The organism is Pseudomonas atacamensis, assembly GCF_017167965.1.
GTDB classification, from domain to species: domain Bacteria; phylum Pseudomonadota; class Gammaproteobacteria; order Pseudomonadales; family Pseudomonadaceae; genus Aquipseudomonas; species Aquipseudomonas atacamensis.
This window is the reverse complement of record NZ_CP070503.1, coordinates 3375548-3394275: the sequence shown is the minus strand read 5'-3', so window position 1 is coordinate 3394275 and position 18728 is coordinate 3375548. Positions and strand designations below refer to the sequence as shown.

Genomic DNA, 18728 nt, shown 5'->3' with positions numbered 1-18728 from the left:
CATGCGCTGGGTATGTATCCTGTTTCCGCAATTGGCCCTTGACGCCGTACTGCGTCAGCGGCCCGACCCTGAAGAGCCGCTGGTCCTGCTCAGCGGCCCAGCCCAGCGGCGGGTGCTGCAAGCGGTAAATCCGGCGGCACGCAAACTCGGCCTGCGCCCCGGCATGTCGATGACCGCCGCGCAAGCCATGAGCAAAGGCTTTGCCACCGCCGATTACGAGGTGGCCGAGGTCGAGCACTGGCAGCAGTTTCTCGCCGCATGGGCCTATCGTTTCAGCGCGCAGGTCAGCGTGCATTATCCGCGTACCGTGGTGTTCGAGATCGAATCGAGCCTGGGCCTGTTCGGCACCTGGCCGCAATTTGAAGCTCGCCTGCGCCAGGAGTTGAAAGACCTGGGCTTTCGTCATCGCATCGTCGCCGCGCCGAACCCGGTGGCTGCGCGAGTGCTGGCCAATGCCTACGATGGCTTGGTGGTGCCGGACGGCGAGGCCTTGCAGCATCATCTCGGGCAATTGCCGGTCGACCGCGTCGGGCTGGAGCCGAATGTCGCCACGGCGTTGTCGCGCATGGGCCTGCGCAATCTCAGTCAGGTGCAAAGCCTGCCACGCCAGGCACTGGCCCGGCGTTTCGAAGCGCAGATGCTCAAGCACCTCGACACGCTGTTCGGCGCACGCCCTCTGGCGCTGGCGTTCTATCTGCCGCCCGACCGTTTCGATATCCGCATCGAACTGAATTTCGACGTGCAATCCCATCAAGCCTTGCTGTTCCCGTTACGGCGCTTGACCGGCGATTTGTCGGCGTTCCTCTGCGGGCGCGACAGCGGTGTGCAGCGCTTCGATTTGCTTCTGGAACACGCCGGGCTGCCGGACACAGTGATCAAGGTCGGCCTGCTCAGCGCCGAGCGTGACGCGGCGATGCTCTTCGAACTGGCCCGTGGCCGGCTGGAACAAGTCCAGGTGGAGGCACCGGTGCGTGGTTTTCGCTTGCGCGCCGAAGACCTGCCGAGTTTCGTTCCGCAGTATCAGGAGCTGTTCGACGACCGCCCGCAGCAGACCTTGCCCTGGGAGCAATTGCGCGAACGTCTGCGCGCACGGCTGGGTGATGACGCGGTGCAGGGGCTGCGCTTTCAGGCCGATCATCGCCCTGAGTGCGCGTGGCAGAACGCTGCCGATAAACACCTTTGCACGGGGTTGCCCAGCGTCCAGCGTCCGGGCTGGTTGCTCAACGAACCGCAAAGCGTGCCGGAAGGTTCGGCGCGGATTCTCATGGGGCCGGAGCGCATCGAATCCGGTTGGTGGGACGGTGGCGACGTGCGGCGTGATTATTACCTGATCCAGAACCGCGCCGGTCAGCAGGGTTGGGCCTGGCGGGCGGTGGGTGAGGGCGGTCCGCTGTGGCTGCAAGGCTGGTTCGCATGAGTGCCGATTACGCCGAACTGCATTGCCTGTCGAACTTCAGTTTCCAGCGCGGAGCCTCAAGCGCGCTGGAACTGTTTCAGCGGGCGAAAAAGCACGGCTATCAGGCGCTGGCGATCACCGACGAATGTACCCTGGCCGGCATCGTTCGTGCGTGGCAAGCGGCGAAGTCCGTTGAGTTGCCGTTGATCATCGGCAGCGAGATCCGCATCGACAACGGCCCGAAACTGGTGCTGCTGGTGGAAAACCTTGCCGGTTATCAGGCCTTGTGCGGCTTGATTACCCAGGCCCGGCGGCGTACGCAGAAAGGCCAGTATCAGGTGCTGCGCGAAGACTTCGCCGAAGCGCTGCCGGGTTTGCTGGTGTTGTGGGTGCCGGATTCAGTGGATGACCGGGAAGAAGGGCGCTGGCTGAAACAAACCTTCGGCGACCGCCTGTGGCTCACGGTGCAACTGCATCGCGGGCAGAACGATCAGCAGCGACTATCGGCATTGTTGGCTCTGGCGGCTGAGTTGCAGATTCCAGCCGTGGCCAGCGGCGATGTGCACATGCACGCCCGGGGGCGCCGTGCCTTGCAGGACACCATGACCGCGATCCGTCATCACGTCCCCGTGGCCGAAGCGGGTCTGCGCCTGCACCCCAATGGCGAGCGGCATTTGCGTTGCCTCGATGAGCTGCGCGCCCTGTATCCGCCGGACTTGCTCGAAGCGTCGCTAAAACTGGCCAGACGCTGCACTTTCGATCTGAGCGAGCTGCGCTATCAGTACCCGAAAGAGCTGGTGCCCGAGGGCCACAGTGCCAGTTCCTGGTTGCGCCATCTGACCGAGGAGGGCATTGCCTGGCGCTGGCCGAAAGGGCCTCAGGCCAAGGTGCTCAAGCAGATCGATGACGAGCTGCAATTGATCGCCGAGCTCGGCTACGAAAGCTATTTCCTCACCGTGCACGACGTGGTGCGCTTTGCCCGCACACAGAAAATCCTCTGTCAGGGCCGTGGTTCGGCAGCCAACTCGGCGGTGTGTTATGCCTTGGGCATCACCGAAATCGACCCGGAGCGCACCACGCTATTGTTCGAACGTTTCATGTCCAAAGAGCGCAACGAGCCGCCGGACATCGATGTCGATTTCGAGCACGAGCGCCGCGAAGAAGTCCTGCAATACGTGTTCAACCGTTACGGCCGGCGACGTGCGGCGTTGACGGCGGTGGTCAGCACCTATCACGCCACCGGTGCCGTGCGCGATGTGGCCAAGGCCCTCGGCCTGCCGCCGGATCAGATCAACGCGCTGGCCGACTGCTGCGGGCGCTGGAGCGATGAGACGCCGCCGCTGGAACGTTTGCGTGAAGGCGGCTTCGACCCGGATAGTCCGGTGCTGCGCCGGGTACTGAGCCTGACCGGGCAACTGATCGGCTTCCCCCGGCATCTGTCGCAGCATCCCGGTGGTTTCGTGATTTCCGAGCAGCCGCTGGACACCTTGGTGCCGGTCGAAAACGCGGCAATGGCCGACCGCACCATCATTCAGTGGGACAAGGACGACCTCGATGCGGTCGGCCTGCTCAAGGTGGATATCCTCGCCTTGGGCATGCTCAGTGCGATTCGCCGCTGCTTCGACCTGCTGCGCCGGCATCGCGATCTGGACCTGACCCTTGCGACGATCCCCGCCGAAGACAAACCGACCTACGCAATGATCAGCCGCGCCGATACCGTCGGTGTATTTCAGATCGAGTCGCGGGCGCAGATGTCGATGCTGCCGCGCCTGAAGCCTAAGACCTTCTACGATCTGGTGATTGAAGTGGCGATCGTCCGGCCCGGGCCGATTCAGGGCGGCATGGTTCATCCGTATCTGCGCCGACGTAATAACGAAGAGGCGGAAACCTATCCATCGCCGGCGCTCGAAGTCGTACTCAAAAGAACCCTGGGCGTGCCGTTGTTCCAGGAACAGGTCATGCAGATCGCCATCGTCGCTGCCGACTATAGCCCCGGCGAGGCCGATCAGTTGCGCCGCTCGATGGCAGCTTGGAAACGCCATGGCGGACTGGAGCCGCACAAGGAACGCCTCGCCGCCGGCATGAAAAAGAACGGCTACACACCGGAATTCGCTGCGCAGATCTTCGAGCAGATCAAAGGCTTCGGCAGTTACGGCTTCCCCGAATCCCACGCCGCCAGTTTCGCCTTGCTGACCTACGCCAGTTGCTGGCTCAAGTGTCACGAGCCAGCGGCCTTCGCCTGTGCACTGATCAACAGTTGGCCGATGGGCTTTTACAGCCCGGACCAGATTCTGCAGGACGCGCGGCGGCACCAATTGCAGATCCGTCCGGTGGACGTGCGCGCCAGTGACTGGGATTGCAGCCTCGAGCCGCTGAGTGCCGGGCAACCGGCGATTCGCATGGGCCTGCGCATGATCAAGGGGTTTCGCGAAGAAGATGCCCGGCGCATCGAAGCCGCGCGCCGCCACGGGGCGTTTGCCGATGTTGCCGATTTGGGCGAGCGCGCCGCCCTCGACAGTCGTGCGCAGGCCTTGCTGGCGGACTCCGGCGCCTTGCGCGGTCTGGCCGGGCATCGTCATCGTGCGCGTTGGGAAGTGGCCGGGGTGCAGAAACAACTCGGCCTGTTCGCCGGCCTGCCCAACGAGGAAGAAGTCAAAATCGTCCTGCCCAAACCCAGCGTTGGCGAAGACTTGCATGCTGATTACGCCACGGTGGGGACGACGCTGGGGCCGCACCCGTTGGCATTGTTGCGTGGCGAGTTGCAGGCCCGGCGCTGCCGCAGCTCGCGCGAATTGATGGATATCGAACATGGCCGGCCGGTCAGCGTGGCCGGGCTGGTCACCGGCCGACAGCGCCCCGGTACGGCCAGCGGCGTGACGTTCGTGACCCTGGAAGACGAGTTCGGCAACGTCAACGTGGTGGTCTGGCGTGACCTGGCCGAGCGTCAGCGCCAAGTGCTGGTGGGGTCGCAATTGCTCAAGGTCGACGGCCGCTGGGAACGCGAAGGCGATGTGCGCCACCTGATCGCCGGGCGCATGAGCGACCTGAGCCCGCTGCTCAATGGCATTCACGTGCAGAGCCGCGATTTCCACTGACCTTTGTGGCAGCGAGCCTGCTCGCGAAAGCGCAGTGTCAGGCGATGACGATATTGACTGTGCCGCCGCCTTCGCGAGCAGCCTCGCTCCCACAGAGATTTTGGTTGCGATGAAGATGGTTGATCGGCCCCGGGATCATTGTGGGAGCGAGCTTGCTCGCGAAAGCGCAGTCTCAGGCGATGACGATGTTGACTGTGCCGCCGCCTTCGCGAGCAGGGATTTTGGTTGCGATGAAGATGGTCGATCTGCCCCGTATCAGTGTGGGAGCGAGCTTGCTCGCGAAAGCGGACTGTCAGGCGATGACGATGTTGACTGTGCCGCCGCCTTCGCGAGCAAACTCGCTCCCACAGGGGTTTTGGTTGCGATGAAGATGGTTGATCGGCCCCGGATCAGTGTGGGAGCGAGCTTTCTCGCGAAAGCGGACTGTCAGGCGATGACGATGTTGGATGTGCCACCGCCTTCGCGAGCAAGCTCGCTCCCACAGGGGTTTTGGTTGCGATGAAGATGGTTGATCGGGCCCGGATCAGTGTGGGAGCGAGCTTGCTCGCGAAAGCGCAGTGTCAGGCAATGACGATGTTGAATGTGCCGCCGCCTTCGCGAGCAAGCTCGCTCCCACAGGGATTTTGGTTGCGATGAAGATGGTCGATCTGCCCCGTATCAGTGTGGAAGCGAGCTCGCTCGCGAAAGCGCAGTGTCAGACGATGACGATGTTGAATGTACCTCCGCCTTCGCGAGCAAGCTCGCTCCCACAGAGGTTTTGGTTGCGATGAAGATGGTTGATCGGCCCCGGATCAGTGTGGGAGCGAGCTTGCTCGCGAAATCGCAGTGTCAGGCGATGACGATGTTGACTGTGCCGCCGCCTTCGCGAGCAAGCTCGCTCCCACAGGGGTTTTGGTTGCGATGAAGATGGTCGATCTGCCCCGTATCAGTGTGGGAGCGAGCCTGCTCGCGAAAGCGCAGTGTCAGGCAATGACGATGTTGACTGTGCCAGCGACTTCGCGAGCAGGCTCGCTTCCACAGGTTTTGGCTGTCTATTCAAAATCGAGATAAATCAAAAGGCTGCACCTTTGGGCCGAAGGCAGATATTCTGCGCTTCACACTGGTACGGGAACCCGATCAACTCCATGGCGAGCCACTGCCAGGATGAATTGCCCGACGCCAAAGGAGTGTTCGAATGAGCGAAAAGAAGCTGGAAACCACGGTCGATCGCGTCTACCAAGGGGTTTATGCGGCGATCAGCAAGCGTTCGTTGCGCCCGGGCATGAAGCTGGGCGAGGCCTCGCTGGCCGAGCTGTTCAATGTCAGTCGCACCTCGGTGCGTGCTGCGCTCAAGCAGTTGGAAGCCGATGGTCTGGTCACCACCGAGCCCAACAAAGGCGCTTCGGTGTCGCTGCCCAGTGACGCAGAGCTGCGTTCGTTGTTCGAAACCCGGCGGCTGATCGAGATCGGCATCGTCACCGAACTGTGCCGGCGCAAAGACAGCGTTGCCATGCAGGATCTGCGTGAGCACTTGTTACTGGAAGATGCCGCGCATGCTGCCGGCGACCATGAACGACTGATCCATCTGCTCGGCGAGTTCCACCTCAAACTGGCGCGCAGCCTGAACAATCCGGTACTGCTCGACTGGTTCCAGAAGCTGATCTCGCGGGCCTCGCTATATGCCGCCGCGCTCGATGATGACAGTCATCAAGCCTGCCGCGACGATGAACACCTGCGTTTGCTCGAGTACATCGAAGCCGGCGATCAGAGCGCCGCGATCGAACTGACCTGTACGCACCTCAACGGAATCGAGAAGGCGATCCTCGACGTCGCGGCGAAAATGAAAAACGGCTATCACCCACTCAAGCACTTGATTGGCGTCTGAATGGCTCTGCGTCGTAAATCGGCTATACCTGCGATGAAACCAATGCGTTTTCACAGCCTCGAAACACACGGGCGTCGCGTCGTTGTAGCGTTGCGATAGATCGGAAAACCGCAAAAAAGGACACTGAGTCAGGCGATGCAGTTTTTATCCGAAAGCCACGGCTGTGAAGGCTGGAAAGGCGAAATGGCCGAGCGCATCCGTGCGTTCGACTGGAGCCACACCGAACTTGGCGCGCTCGCCGAATGGCCGGCCAGCCTGTGCAACACCGTGCAACTGATGCTGGCTTCGCCGCTGCCGATGGTGATGCTGTGGGGCCACGCCGGCTACATGATCTACAACGACGCTTATTCCGAATTCGCCGGCGGCCGCCACCCCTATCTGCTTGGCGTCCCGGTTGAGCTGGGCTGGCCGGAAGTCGCCGAATTCAACCGCCACGTCGTTGACACCTGCCTGGCCGGTGGCACCTTGTCCTATCGCAACAAAGAGCTGGTATTGCTGCGCGACGGCGTGCCCGAAGACGTCTGGATGGATTTGTATTACAGCCCGGTGGCCAACGACGAAGGCGTGCCCGGCGGAGTCATGGCGATGGTGGTCGAAACCACCGAGCTGGTGCATTCCGAGCGCCTGCGCCAGGCGGCCGAAGATGCCTATCGCGCCGACAACGAGCGCGTGCGTCTGGCGCTGAATGCCGGCGCACTGCTTGGCTCGTTTGTCTGGGACATCAAGAACAATCGCTTCTCCGCTGACGAACGTTTCGCCCGCACCTTTTCCTATCCGCCGGATCAGGACTTGAGCGATCTGCAACAAGAGATCGCCGAATCGCGCATTCATCCCGACGACCACCCATGGGTCCAGGAGCGGGTCGCCCATTGTGTGCGCACTGGCGAGCCCTACAACGCCGAGTACCGTGTACAGCGCGGCGATGGCCAATATCTGTGGGTGCTGGCCAGTGGTGCCTGCGAGTTCGATGAAGACGGAAGGCCGTTTCGCTTCCCCGGTGTGCTGATCGATATCCATGAGCGCAAGAATGCTGAAGAGTCGCTGCTTAAATTCACCCGCAACCTCGAACAGCGCGTGGCCGCCGAGGTGAATGCGCGGCTCGCGGCTGAGGAACAGCTTCGCCAGTCGCAGAAACTCGAAGCCATCGGCGGCCTGACCGGTGGCGTGGCCCATGACTTCAACAACCTGCTGCAAGTGATTGCCGGCAATCTGCATCTGCTCGCTCGGCATGAGCCCAACAATGCCAACGTGCAGCGCCGGGTCGGGGCTTCGCTGGCGGCGGTCGAGCGCGGGGCCAAACTGTCTTCGCAATTGCTCGCATTTGCCCGCCGGCAACCGCTGTCACCGGCCGTGTGCAACCCAGAACAGATTTTCGAAGGCGTTGGCGAGTTGCTGCAACGCGCCTTGGGCGAAACCATTCAGATCGACGTGCAGTTGCCGCCGCAGCCGTGGCATATCAACGTCGACCGTAACCAGTTGGAAAACGCGATTCTCAATCTGGCCATCAACGCCCGCGACGCGATGAAGGGCGAGGGCGTCATCGGCCTCAGTGCCGCCAATGTCTGCCTGGACAGCGAATACTGCGCCGGCAAGGGCATCGCGTCCGGTGAGTATGTGCGCGTGGCGGTCACCGACACCGGCGTGGGCATTGCTCCACAGATGCTGGAACAGGTCTTCGAACCGTTCTTCACCACCAAGGCCGACGGCCAGGGCACCGGGCTCGGTTTGAGCATGGTCTTCGGCTTCGTCAAACAGAGTGGCGGTCACGTCGAGATCGACAGCAAGCTCGGCGAAGGCACGCGGGTGCAGTTGTATTTCCCGCGCAGTCTGCGTCCGGTTCGCGAAGAGACCGCCAGTGTTGGCGAACGCAAGAGCGGTGGCCACGAAACCATTCTGGTGGTGGAAGACAATGACGCGGTGCGCGCTTCGGCGGTGGAGTTGCTGCGCGAGGAAGGTTATCGGGTGATGACCGCGTGCAATGGCGATGTGGCCATGCAGATGTTGCTGGAAGGCATCGAGGTCGATCTGATCTTTACCGACGTGGTCATGCCCGGCCTGATCAAGAGTTCGGATCTGGCCGCGTGGGCCAAGGTGCAGACACCGCCGGTGCCGGTGCTGTTCACTTCCGGGCATACCCGCGACATCATTTCCCGCGACCACCAACTCAGCCCCGATACCCATCTGCTCGGCAAACCCTACAGCCCGCAAGCTTTACTGCAGATGATTTGCGAGGTGCTCGGCACCTGATGCCGAGCGCTGCCCAGTTTTTCAATCAAGGCAGGCCGATGACTTCCAAGCGCAATTCCAAAGCACCCGCCGGCATGGTTCGCGTGCGCGGCGCCCGCGAACATAACCTGAAGAATGTCGACGTCGATATTCCGCGCGATGCGCTGGTGGTGTTCACCGGCGTCTCCGGTTCGGGCAAGTCGTCGCTGGCGTTCTCCACGCTGTATGCCGAGGCCCAGCGGCGGTATTTCGAATCGGTGGCGCCGTACGCGCGGCGGCTGATCGATCAGGTCGGCGTGCCGGATGTCGATTCCATCGAAGGACTGCCGCCCGCCGTCGCTTTGCAACAGCAGCGCGGCACGCCGAGCGCGCGTTCGTCGGTGGGCAGCGTGACGACGTTGTCGAGCCTGATCCGCATGCTCTATTCCCGCGCCGGAAGTTACCCGCCGGGGCAGCCAATGCTGTATGCCGAGGATTTTTCACCGAACACGCCGCAGGGCGCCTGTCCGGAGTGTCATGGACTTGGTCGCGTCTATGAAGTGACCGAAGCGCTGATGGTGCCGGACCCGAACCTGACCATCCGCCAGCGCGCCGTGGCGTCTTGGCCCTTGGCCTGGCAAGGGCAGAACCTGCGCGACATCCTCGTGACCATGGGCATCGATGTCGACATTCCGTGGAAAAAACTGCCGAAAAAACAGCGCGACTGGATTCTCTTTACTGAAGAGACGCCGACGGTGCCGGTGTACGCCGGGCTGACCCCGGAAGAAACCCGCGTCGCGCTCAAACGCAAAATGGAACCGAGTTATCAGGGCACCTTCACCGGCGCCCGGCGCTACATCCTGCACACCTTCACTCACTCGCAAAGTGCGCTGATGAAGAAGCGTGTTTCGCAGTTCATGCGCGGCAGCCCTTGCCCATTGTGCGAGGGCAAGCGGCTCAAGCGCGAGGCTCTTTCGGTGACCTTTGCCGGCTACGACATTGGTGAGCTGTCGCAGATGCCGTTGCTGCAAGTGGCCGAAGTGCTGAGACCGGTGGCAGCGGCGAATTATCTGGAACAGGCCGAGGAGAGCGGCGACACCCTCAGCCATGCGCAAACCCGCGAGGCGCGTCAGCAGCGTGTCGCCCATGGCGCGAGTGGTCATGCCAGCGCACCGGACGTGCGCCACACGCCGAACCTGTCGCTGGAAAAACGCTTGGCGGCGCAACGCATTGCTGAGGATTTGCTGGAGCGGGTCAGCACCCTGACCGATCTCGGCCTGGGGTATCTGGCGCTGGAACGCAGTACACCGACGTTGTCGTCGGGCGAGTTGCAGCGCTTGCGCCTGGCCACGCAATTGGGTTCGCAGCTGTTCGGAGTGATTTATGTCCTGGACGAACCGTCTGCCGGTCTGCATCCGGCGGATGGCGAGGCGCTGTTCGAGGCGTTGCAGCGCTTGAAGGCTGACGGCAACACGCTGTTTGTGGTCGAACACGATGTCGAAACCATGCGCCGTGCCGACTGGCTGATTGACGTCGGCCCGGCGGCGGGCGAAAAGGGCGGGCGCGTGCTGTACAGCGGTCCGCCTGCGGGACTTGCTGATATTGCAGATTCGCAGACCCGCGCCTATCTGTTCGCGGAAAACCAGCGCCCTGAACGCGCCGCGCGCAAGCCGAGCGGCTGGCTGAAGCTCGACGGCGTGACGCGCAATAACCTGAATAATCTCAGCGCCGAATTCCCCTTGGGCTGTTTCACCTCGGTGACCGGCGTATCGGGTTCTGGCAAATCGAGTCTGGTCAGTCAGGCCTTGCTGGAATTGGTCGGCGCGCAGTTGGGCCGTCCAGTGGCCGAGGCCGAGTCGGAAGAACCGAGTCTGGAAGATGACACGCCGCCGCCCAGCACCGGGCAGATCAGCGCCGGCCTGGAGTCGATCAAACGCCTGGTGCAGGTTGATCAGAAACCCATCGGACGCACGCCGCGCTCCAATCTGGCGACCTACACCGGGCTGTTCGACAACGTGCGCAAGCTGTTCGCCGCGACACCTGAGGCACAAGCGGCGGGCTATGACGCCGGGCAGTTTTCCTTCAACGTCGCCAAGGGCCGTTGCGCTACTTGCGAGGGTGAGGGGTTCGTCAGTGTGGAATTGCTGTTCATGCCCAGCGTGTATGCGCCGTGCCCAACTTGCCACGGAGCGCGATATAACCCGCAGACGCTGGCGGTTCTTTGGCAAGGCTTGAGCATCGCTCAGGTGCTGCAACTGACTGTCGATGAGGCGGTGTCCGTGTTTGCCGAGCAGGCAGGGATTCGTCGTTCGCTGGAAGTGCTGCGCGATATTGGTCTGGGTTATCTGCGTCTGGGGCAACCGGCCACGGAGCTCTCCGGCGGTGAGGCGCAGCGGATCAAACTGGCAACCGAATTGCAGCGCAACCAGCGTGGCGCGACCTTGTATGTGTTGGATGAACCGACTACTGGATTGCATCCGCGAGATGTCGATCGACTGCTCGAGCAGCTGGATACGCTGGTGACGGCGGGGCACACGGTGATTGTGGTCGAACACGAAATGCGTGTCGTCGCGCAGAGCGACTGGGTGATCGACATCGGCCCAGGAGCCGGCGATCAGGGCGGCAGGATTGTCGCCGCCGGCACACCACAGAAAGTCGCCGCGAGCAAGAAAAGCAAGACTGCGCCGTTTCTGGCTCGGGCTTTGAGCCGATAACTGCAGCGCCTTGCTGGCCGCCATCGCTGGCAAGCCAGCTCCCACAGGAATTCAAGTTGTTGCCGAAAGTGTGCGCACACTGATGCCCCCTGTGGGAGCTGGCTTGCCAGCGATGACGCCAGTTCAGGCGCCATCCAGCGTGCGGCGGACCTTGTCGAGCAGTTCGCTGATCTGGAACGGTTTGACCAGCATGTCCATGCCGGTGCCGAGGAAGACCTGGCGGTTGAGGGCGGTTTCGGCGTAGCCGGTCATGAACAGGATCGGCAGCCCCTCGTGCCAGCCACGGGCAACATCCGCCAGTTCACGGCCGCTCATGCGCGGCAAGCCGACGTCGGTCAACAGCAGGTCGATCGACGGGTCGTTCTGCAAGCGCTCCAGCGCCGATTCGATATCCGCCGCTTGCGTGCAGCGATAGCCGGCATCTTCCAGCACTTCGGTGACGAACAAGCGCACCGTGGCCATGTCCTCGACGATCAGCACATGCTCGCCACTGCCTTTGGCATCAGGCACCGGCACAGGCGCGTCGGCCCCGGTCGGGTCGTTGGTGCCCGGCAGCATGATGGTCACTTCGGTGCCACGCCGGGCGACGCTGCGAATGTGCGCGTCACCGCCGGACTGACGGGCAAAGCCGTAAATCGTCGACAGACCGAGCCCGGTGCCCTGGCCCAGCGGCTTGGTAGTGAAGAACGGCTCGAACACCTTGTCGATCACGTTGTGTTCGATGCCGGTGCCGTCGTCGCGTACCGACAATGCCACGTACGCGCCATCGGCCAGATTCGGATCGCCGTGGGAATAAGCGGCGTAAGTATTGACCCAGATATTGCCGCCGGAGGGCAGGGCATCGCGGGCGTTGATCACCAGGTTGAGCACCGCGCTTTCCAGCTGCACCGGGTCGACCAGCGCAATCGCCGGTTTGTTGGTCAATTCCAGCTTGAGGGTGATGCGCTCACCGATGGTGCGCACCAGCAATTCTTCCAGCGAGCGGACATGCTCGTTGATGTCCACCGGCCGTGTATCCAGTGGCTGCTGACGGGCAAATGCCAGCAGACGATGGGTCAGCGAGGCCGCGCTCATCGCTGAGTTCAGCGCCGCTTCGGTATAGAACTGCACCTTGTCCAGACGCTCATCGGCCACGCGTTTCTGGATCAGTTCCAGACTGGTGATGATCCCGGTGAGCAGGTTGTTGAAGTCGTGAGCGATACCGCCGGTGAGCTTGCCCAGCGCATCCATTTTCTGCACTTGCAGCAATTGCGCTTCGGCGTGCACGCGCTCGGCGACTTCCTTGGCCAGCTGCGTGGTGGTGTCATCCAGCCGCGCCAGATGCGAGCGCTCGCGGTGGCGGTGTTCGGTGACGTCCTCGACGAACACCAGGCTGAGCTCTGGCGTGCGATACGGCGAAATCTGCCATTGGGTCTCGCGAATCTCGCCCTGCACGCGCATGTTCAGCGTGCCTTTCCAGCGCTCGCCGTCGACCAGACGCAGACGCAGTTCATCGAGGATCGAGCATTGATCTTCGGCGAAGCATTCACGCAGCGCCTGCGGATCGCGGTTATCGACGATCAGCTGGGCAAAGGCGTGATTGCATTCATGCACTTTCAGATTGGCATCGAGCACGGCGATCGGCGCCGAGACGTTAGCGAAGATCTCGCGGAAACGCGCCTCGCTTTCGCGCAGAGCATTTTCCGTGTCGCGCACCCGCAGCAGGGTACGCAGCGTCGCCAAGAGCACATCGGGGTCGACCGGGTGAATAAGATAGGCATCGGCGCCCGCGTTGAGGCCGGTGATGATGTCGCCGGTCTGGATCGACGCCGCTGACACATGAATCACCGGCAGCAGCGCGGTGCGCGGGTCGGCGCGCAACAGGCGGACGATGTCGAAACCGCTCATGTCCGGCAGGTTGACGTCGAGGATCAACGCATCGAGGGCTTCGCTCTCGATCAGGGCCAGGCCGTCGCTGCCGGTGCCGGCTTCGAGCACCGTGTAGCCGTGGCGTTCCAGGCGCCGACGCAGGGCGTAACGGGTGGCGACGTTGTCATCGACAATCAACAGGCGGATGTCACGATTCATCGACGTTCTCCAGAGCGATTGCCAGCGGGATGATGACAAAGAACGTCGAGCCCACGCCCGGCGTACTGTCTACCCCGACTTCACCGCCGAGCAGGGCGGCAAAACGCTTGCATAGTGACAGACCCAGACCGGTGCCGCGCAGACGTTTCTGCAATGGCGAATCGACTTGGGAGAAGTCTTCGAACAGCGTGTCATGCAACTCGGCCGCGATGCCGATGCCAGTGTCGCTGACGGCAAAGCGCACCTTGTCTTCACCTTCCAGTCGCGCCGACACGCGCACTTCGCCACGGGTGGTGAATTTCAGCGAGTTGGAAATGAAGTTGCGCAGGATCTGCCCGAGCTTCTTGTCATCGGTATACAGGCGCGGCAGGCCCAGCGGCTCTTCGAAGATCAGATCCACCGCCGAAGCATCGACGATTGGCCGGAACATCCCGCGCAGGGCCGAAAACAGGTCGAACATGTCGAACCAGGCCGGCGAGATGCTGATTCGCCCGGCTTCGATCTTCGCCAGATCGAGCAGGTCATCAACCATGTCGCTGAGCTCGCGGGCAGCGGTGCTGACGAAGGCTACCTGCTTGTGCTGTTCAGGGCTGAGCGGGCCGTCCAGTTCGTCAGCGAGCAGACTGTTGATGCTCAGGATCGAGCCCAATGGCGTACGAAATTCGTGGCTCATGTACGACAGGAAGCGGCTCTTGAGATCCGATGCCTGACGCAGTTCTTCGGCCTGATTGTCGAGCTCGGCGTATAGCGCCAGAACACCCTGGTTGGTTTCATCGAGTTCTTCGCGCAGGGCAGTGGTTTCGCGCTGCAACTGAGCGATGAGCGCCGCCTGTTCGGCATGGCTCAAGGTAGTCGATTCAGCCATGGGCGACCTCCAGAGCAACGACCAGTACCGTCACGTCATCGCGACCACGACAGAAGTCGCGGTGCAGGACGCTGGCTATCACGGACGGATGGCGATGCACCAGGCCGGGGTAGTCTTTGAGATTCCAACGGGACTGTAAGCCGTCGCTGTACATGATCAATAAATGTCCGTTCACGTGAGCATAGTCAAAGGGTTTGGCTTTACGGTACTGGCCGCCAACGATGCCGGGGTGCGAGGCCAGGCCACGGGATTTGCCAGCCTCGAGCAGACTGGCGCCAATGTTACCGACACCGGCGAACGTCAGACCATCGCGCTGGCTGTCGAACTGCGCGAAAGCGACGGCGCCGCCACGGGTGCCGAGCATTTCCTGATGCAGGTCTTCCATCAATACCACTGGATCGGCAAACGGTGCCCGGGCGAATGCCTGCGCCCCGGCCAGGCCGGCACGTTCGGCGTCCTCGCCATGGCCGAGGCCATCGACCACCAGCGCGCTGAGCCGCGAACCTTCATACGCCAGATGCCAGACATCACCGCAGGCCGGATCGGCATGCAGCGAATGCTGGCTGACGCCGAAGCGGATATCGGCCTGACGATCGTTGCGCGGAAAAATCCGCGCCAGCAACACCGCGCCACGGTGATCGGCGTAGACATCGAAGACATTGGTCTGCCGCGATACGGCGCCGAGGCCGATGCCTTGTGTGCCGCCAGTGGAAAAGCCATCCGCCAGACAGGCATCCAGGTCAAAGCCCTGGGCCCGATCCACGGTCTGCATTTCGATGCCGAAACCGTTATCCGGACGAGTCAGCACACGCAGATGAAACTCGCCGCGCTGGGCATGCTTGAGCACGTTGCTTGCAAGTTCCGTCGCGACCAGTGCCACGCGGCCGGCATCGTTTTCGTCGAAGCCATGCTGCTCGGCGAGTTTCTGCGCGGTGCGCCGGGCGTGGCCGATCTGGCTGCTGTCCTCGATCGGCAGAACCTGGGTCAACGACCCGGTGATATTCATGTCCATCGTGTGATCGTAATGCGCGTGCCTTTGCCGGGCTCAGTGTCGAGTTCGAATTCATTGACCAGACGTTTGGCGCCGGTCAGGCCGAGGCCTAGTCCGCTGCCGGAAGTCCAGCCGTCGGTCATCGCCAGTTTGATGTCGGGGATGCCCGGGCCTTCGTCGCGGAACGTGATGCGCAAACCGACCCGGCCGTTTTCCTCGAGGATCTGCCAATCCATGTCGCCGCCGCCGCCATAGACCATGGTGTTGCGCGCCAGCTCGCTGACGGCGGTGACCAGTTTGGTCAGGTCGATCAGGCGCATGCCGCATTCGGTGGCGAGCTTGCGCGTGGTCTGGCGGGCCAGTACCACGTCCTGTTCGATCAGGATGGGTTGAGTACCACTGCTGCGTACGGTCATTGCAGGCGTACTCGATCCTGTAGCAGTTTCATTCCGCGTTCGACGTTGAGGGCGGTGCTGACGCCCGGCAAGGTCATGCCCAGCTCAACGAGCGTGATCGCCACGGCCGGCTGCATGCCGACCAGCACGGTTTCGGCGTCCATGATTTTCGACAACCCCGAGATGGTGCCGATCATTCGTCCGATGAACGAGTCGACCATGTCCAGCGCCGAGATGTCGATCAGCACGCCACGGGCCGAGGTCCGGCTGATGCGCTCGGACAGATCGTCCTGCAGGGTCATGGCGAGCTGGTCGTGCATGTCGACCTGAATGGTCACCAGCAGCAAATCGCCCATTTGAAGAATCGGAATACGTTCCATCGGCTCAGACCGCTTTGCCGAGGCTGATGCCCAGGCGAGTCAGGGCCAGTTTCAAGGCGTCGGCCAGGTTGGCCTTGGTCACAACGCCTTGCAGATCCAGACCCAGGTGAACGATGGTTTGGGCGATCTGCGGACGCACGCCACTGATGATGCAATCAGCGCCCATCAGGCGAATTGCGGTCACGGTTTTCAACAGGTGCTGGGCAACCAGGGTGTCGACGGTCGGCACGCCGGTGATGTCGATGATGGCGATCTCGGAACCGGTGTCGACGATGCGTTGCAGCAGCGATTCCATGACTACCTGGGTGCGTTGCGAATCGAGTGTGCCGATCATTGGCAGGGCGAGAACGCCGTCCCACAGCTTGACCACCGGAGTCGACAGTTCCAGCAACTCTTCCTGCTGACGCTTGATCACCGCTTCGCGGGATTTCTGGAAGGTGCCGATGGTGTGCATGCCGACCGTATCAAGCAGTTCGGAAACTTCCAGCAGTTGCTCGGCGAGCAGTGCCGGCTGGTCCTGATAATGGTTTTGCAGCAGGGCGAACAACGGGCCCTTCAGGGCGAAGATGAAGTTGGCGGTTTGCTGGGAATCCTGGCCGAGCAGGGCGCGGCTCTGCGACAGCTTTTCAAGAAACTGACGGGTGTCTTCCCAGCCTGCGGCGGCAATCTTGCTGCCGTTGCCGTTTTCCAGACCGGCCAGCAGCAGGGAGAGCAAGTCGCGGGTTTGCTGCGCGAGGTCGTGTTCCTTGAGATTGCGCGTGGCGCCGCTGGCTTCGAGGCGTTTGGTCCATTCGCTCAGCAGTTGAGCCTGGTTGTTCCTGATTGCTTCAACTGTGCTGTTCTGCAGTGCTGCCATGTGCGTGTCGCTCCGTTACGTAATGGTGCCGGCTCAGCGAAATGACCGGCGCGAATTGACTGACATTTGCCGCTTGAAATAGTTGTTCATTAAGCAGCGAATTTTTCTGCCTGCCGCGTCGAACGCCCCGGTAACTCTAGTCGGCGTGGCAACAGGCAACGATGTTTTGAACGAATCTGCGGCGTCAGGCTTCGAATCTGCATGCCCGACGTTTTCCAGTCGTGCTGGAAGAAGGAGGCAGGACTATGAATGAGGTGGATATGAACGAGCAAGCGCCGCAACAGCAAAATCAGCCCTCAGAGTCAATTAACCGCAACGACCCGGCCATCGACCCGCAGACACCGGGACAAAATACCCCTGCGCCGGCTGAAGAAGGACAGGCGGACAGCGCGGCTGCCGAGGTCGATCAGAAGCAGCATCACAGTGACAACAGCAACGACTTCAGCCCCGGTTTCAAGCCTGACCCGGACCGTCCTGAACCGGGCGAGAGCACCGACGCCGATATCGACACCGATGGCGGTTGATCGCTGAAACGCAAAAAGGCCGCATCGAAGGATGCGGCCTTTTTATTGCCGGGCGGTTACTTGCTCGGATGTTTGGCTTGCAGCTCTTTGGCGTGGGCCAGGTGTTTTTCCAGCGCTGGCAGCATCTTCTGCGCGAACGCTTTCAGTTCAGTGGCGCCTTTGGCCTTGTCATCGGTCACGGTGTTTGCCTGCTTCTTGAACAGCTCGATGGTTTCTTCGTGAGCCTTGACCTGGTTGTTGGCGTAGGCCGCATCGAAGGATTCATCGCGCATGTCGAGAATCTTTTCCTTGGCCTGTTTGACCAGGGTGGTGGTGTCCGGGACTTCGATGTCGTTGGCCTTGGCAATTGCTGCCAGCTCATCGTTGGCTTTGCTGTGATCGGTGATCATCTGATTGGCAAAGGCTTTGATGTCAGCTGACTGGCTTTTTTCCAGAGCCAGGCGGCTGGTTTCGATTTCAGCGATGCCACCGGCGGCGGCGTTATCGACAAAGTCATTGTCGGTCGCGGCAAAGGCGCTGCCCATGCCGGCAGACAGTGCAACAGCCAGAGCGAGATGACGCAGGTTGAATCCGTCCATTGGGTATCTCCACGCAGGTTTTTGTGAGCGTTATCCAATGGAGCGAAAGCAGAAGCCAAAGGTTTTATCGCATTTACGACAGGGCGACGAACGGCAACCGCTGGTCTGACAGGGTGTCGACAGAAGCCATTGCGCAAGGCCATGCTGATAACGAGTCAGCGCATCGGTCGCGCTGGTTGTCGATCAATTTGATGGAGGTGTTTCATGCCGGTTTCACATGATCTGTATCAGGACCTGGGCTGCAAAAAGGAAGAGATCGAGCAAAAACGCTCCGAGGATGCGAAGCTGGATTCGCTGCTCAACAAGTATTTCGAGGTGGATGCTGAAGTGGTCGAGGCCGAGAACGCCCAGTCAGACGCCCCCAGTGATGACGAATTGAAGAAGCTCAAAGAGAAGCGGGTCATCGTCAAGGAGCAGATCGTCGCCCGGCTGGCCGGGCAGCCGCTGACCGGTCAGTAATTACCTGACCCGTGGTCGCCATCCAAAGGGAACGGCGACCACCCACGGCACCTCCAATGTGCAGAGTCTGCAAACCATCGACTCGTTGCGAGGTGCCTCATGAACGATCCGAAATTCCCCAGTGAAGAGCAGGGCGGCTTCGACCCGATTCCGACCCGCCCTGAACCCAACAGCCCGGCGCATACCACAGCGCATCCGGAAAAAACCGTGAAAGAACTGCCGGAGGATGAAGATCCGGAGAAGTTCGACCGGTCCAGCAACTGACAGGCCGCCTTCGCGAGCAGGCTCGCTCCCACATTTGGAATTCGTTTCCCCTGTGGGAGCGAGCCTGCTCGCGAA

The 18728-nt window shown here is 61.6% G+C and carries 15 protein-coding genes; 8 read left to right on the top strand and 7 right to left on the bottom strand.

Features of this window, described 5'->3' with window-relative positions:
• Window position 1: 1 nt before the first annotated feature.
• From JWU58_RS15300 to JWU58_RS15280, 5 genes are all read left to right on the top strand, one after another.
• Entirely contained in the window at window positions 2–1417 is a 1416-nt protein-coding gene (locus tag JWU58_RS15300) for a Y-family DNA polymerase (protein ID WP_123442653.1), read from the top strand.
• A complete protein-coding gene (locus tag JWU58_RS15295) occupies window positions 1414–4491 on the top strand; it encodes an error-prone DNA polymerase (RefSeq protein WP_206420452.1) in 3078 nt (1025 codons plus the stop codon). The genes JWU58_RS15300 and JWU58_RS15295 overlap by 4 nt, the downstream gene beginning before the upstream one ends.
• A 1174-nt stretch (window positions 4492–5665) precedes the next feature.
• Window positions 5666–6355 carry a GntR family transcriptional regulator gene (locus JWU58_RS15290; protein ID WP_206420451.1) on the top strand — a complete coding sequence of 230 codons (690 nt, stop codon included), beginning with the start codon at window positions 5666–5668 and terminating at the stop codon, window positions 6353–6355.
• A 135-nt stretch (window positions 6356–6490) separates the two neighbouring features.
• Window positions 6491–8602 (top strand): PAS domain-containing hybrid sensor histidine kinase/response regulator, encoded by a 2112-nt coding sequence (locus JWU58_RS15285; RefSeq protein ID WP_206420450.1) that lies wholly within the window; start codon window positions 6491–6493, stop codon window positions 8600–8602.
• Window positions 8603–8640: 38 nt separating this feature from the next.
• The gene (locus JWU58_RS15280; RefSeq protein WP_206420449.1) at window positions 8641–11274 is read left to right on the top strand and encodes an excinuclease ABC subunit UvrA; all 2634 of its coding nucleotides are present in this window, start codon (window positions 8641–8643) and stop codon (window positions 11272–11274) included.
• 123 nt (window positions 11275–11397) lie between these two features.
• Here the strand turns inward: JWU58_RS15280 and JWU58_RS15275 are convergent, their stop codons facing one another.
• The 6 genes from JWU58_RS15275 to JWU58_RS15250 are packed head-to-tail and all read right to left on the bottom strand — an operon-like array spanning window position 11398 to window position 16828.
• Window positions 11398–13341: a response regulator gene (locus tag JWU58_RS15275; RefSeq protein ID WP_073474818.1), complete on the bottom strand. Its 1944-nt coding sequence runs from the start codon at window positions 13339–13341 to the stop codon at window positions 11398–11400.
• The gene (locus JWU58_RS15270) at window positions 13331–14206 is read right to left on the bottom strand and encodes a sensor histidine kinase (RefSeq protein ID WP_016774463.1); all 876 of its coding nucleotides are present in this window, start codon (window positions 14204–14206) and stop codon (window positions 13331–13333) included. Before JWU58_RS15270 ends, JWU58_RS15275 begins: the two co-directional genes overlap by 11 nt.
• Window positions 14199–15212, bottom strand: coding sequence for an ATP-binding protein (locus JWU58_RS15265; protein ID WP_206422193.1), 1014 nt, complete (start codon window positions 15210–15212; stop codon window positions 14199–14201). Before JWU58_RS15265 ends, JWU58_RS15270 begins: the two co-directional genes overlap by 8 nt.
• Window positions 15209–15613 (bottom strand): anti-sigma regulatory factor, encoded by a 405-nt coding sequence (locus JWU58_RS15260; RefSeq protein ID WP_016774465.1) that lies wholly within the window; start codon window positions 15611–15613, stop codon window positions 15209–15211. The genes JWU58_RS15265 and JWU58_RS15260 overlap by 4 nt, the downstream gene beginning before the upstream one ends.
• The gene (locus tag JWU58_RS15255) at window positions 15610–15972 is read right to left on the bottom strand and encodes an STAS domain-containing protein (RefSeq protein ID WP_016774466.1); all 363 of its coding nucleotides are present in this window, start codon (window positions 15970–15972) and stop codon (window positions 15610–15612) included. The genes JWU58_RS15260 and JWU58_RS15255 overlap by 4 nt, the downstream gene beginning before the upstream one ends.
• 4 nt (window positions 15973–15976) lie before the next feature.
• Complete coding sequence (locus JWU58_RS15250; protein WP_016774467.1) at window positions 15977–16828, bottom strand: STAS domain-containing protein; 852 nt, start codon at window positions 16826–16828, stop codon at window positions 15977–15979.
• Between the two features lie 260 nt (window positions 16829–17088).
• Between JWU58_RS15250 and JWU58_RS15245 the strand changes: the two genes are divergently transcribed.
• Entirely contained in the window at window positions 17089–17352 is a 264-nt protein-coding gene (locus tag JWU58_RS15245; protein WP_206422192.1) for a hypothetical protein, read from the top strand.
• Between the two features lie 56 nt (window positions 17353–17408).
• Here JWU58_RS15245 and JWU58_RS15240 read toward each other — a convergent pair whose 3' ends face one another.
• Window positions 17409–17930 (bottom strand): DUF4142 domain-containing protein, encoded by a 522-nt coding sequence (locus tag JWU58_RS15240; protein WP_016774469.1) that lies wholly within the window; start codon window positions 17928–17930, stop codon window positions 17409–17411.
• A 204-nt stretch (window positions 17931–18134) separates the two neighbouring features.
• Here JWU58_RS15240 and JWU58_RS15235 point away from each other — a divergent pair, with 204 nt between their 5' ends.
• Complete coding sequence (locus JWU58_RS15235; RefSeq protein ID WP_016774470.1) at window positions 18135–18389, top strand: DUF465 domain-containing protein; 255 nt, start codon at window positions 18135–18137, stop codon at window positions 18387–18389.
• A 99-nt stretch (window positions 18390–18488) separates the two neighbouring features.
• Window positions 18489–18653: a hypothetical protein gene (locus JWU58_RS15230; protein WP_165368399.1), complete on the top strand. Its 165-nt coding sequence runs from the start codon at window positions 18489–18491 to the stop codon at window positions 18651–18653.
• Window positions 18654–18728 lie beyond the last annotated feature (75 nt).

Bases quoted from the DNA above. Each gene is read 5' to 3' on its own strand.
- JWU58_RS15300 (WP_123442653.1), top strand. From the start codon at position 2: ATGCGCTGGGTATGTATCCTGTTTCCGCAATTGGCCCTTGACGCCGTA.
- JWU58_RS15295 (WP_206420452.1), top strand. From the start codon at position 1,414: ATGAGTGCCGATTACGCCGAACTGCATTGCCTGTCGAACTTCAGTTTC.
- JWU58_RS15290 (WP_206420451.1), top strand. From the start codon at position 5,666: ATGAGCGAAAAGAAGCTGGAAACCACGGTCGATCGCGTCTACCAAGGG.
- JWU58_RS15285 (WP_206420450.1), top strand. From the start codon at position 6,491: ATGCAGTTTTTATCCGAAAGCCACGGCTGTGAAGGCTGGAAAGGCGAA.
- JWU58_RS15280 (WP_206420449.1), top strand. From the start codon at position 8,641: ATGACTTCCAAGCGCAATTCCAAAGCACCCGCCGGCATGGTTCGCGTG.
- JWU58_RS15275 (WP_073474818.1), bottom strand. From the start codon at position 13,341: ATGAATCGTGACATCCGCCTGTTGATTGTCGATGACAACGTCGCCACC.
- JWU58_RS15270 (WP_016774463.1), bottom strand. From the start codon at position 14,206: ATGGCTGAATCGACTACCTTGAGCCATGCCGAACAGGCGGCGCTCATC.
- JWU58_RS15265 (WP_206422193.1), bottom strand. From the start codon at position 15,212: ATGAATATCACCGGGTCGTTGACCCAGGTTCTGCCGATCGAGGACAGC.
- JWU58_RS15260 (WP_016774465.1), bottom strand. From the start codon at position 15,613: ATGACCGTACGCAGCAGTGGTACTCAACCCATCCTGATCGAACAGGAC.
- JWU58_RS15255 (WP_016774466.1), bottom strand. From the start codon at position 15,972: ATGGAACGTATTCCGATTCTTCAAATGGGCGATTTGCTGCTGGTGACC.
- JWU58_RS15250 (WP_016774467.1), bottom strand. From the start codon at position 16,828: ATGGCAGCACTGCAGAACAGCACAGTTGAAGCAATCAGGAACAACCAG.
- JWU58_RS15245 (WP_206422192.1), top strand. From the start codon at position 17,089: ATGAACGAGCAAGCGCCGCAACAGCAAAATCAGCCCTCAGAGTCAATT.
- JWU58_RS15240 (WP_016774469.1), bottom strand. From the start codon at position 17,930: ATGGACGGATTCAACCTGCGTCATCTCGCTCTGGCTGTTGCACTGTCT.
- JWU58_RS15235 (WP_016774470.1), top strand. From the start codon at position 18,135: ATGCCGGTTTCACATGATCTGTATCAGGACCTGGGCTGCAAAAAGGAA.
- JWU58_RS15230 (WP_165368399.1), top strand. From the start codon at position 18,489: ATGAACGATCCGAAATTCCCCAGTGAAGAGCAGGGCGGCTTCGACCCG.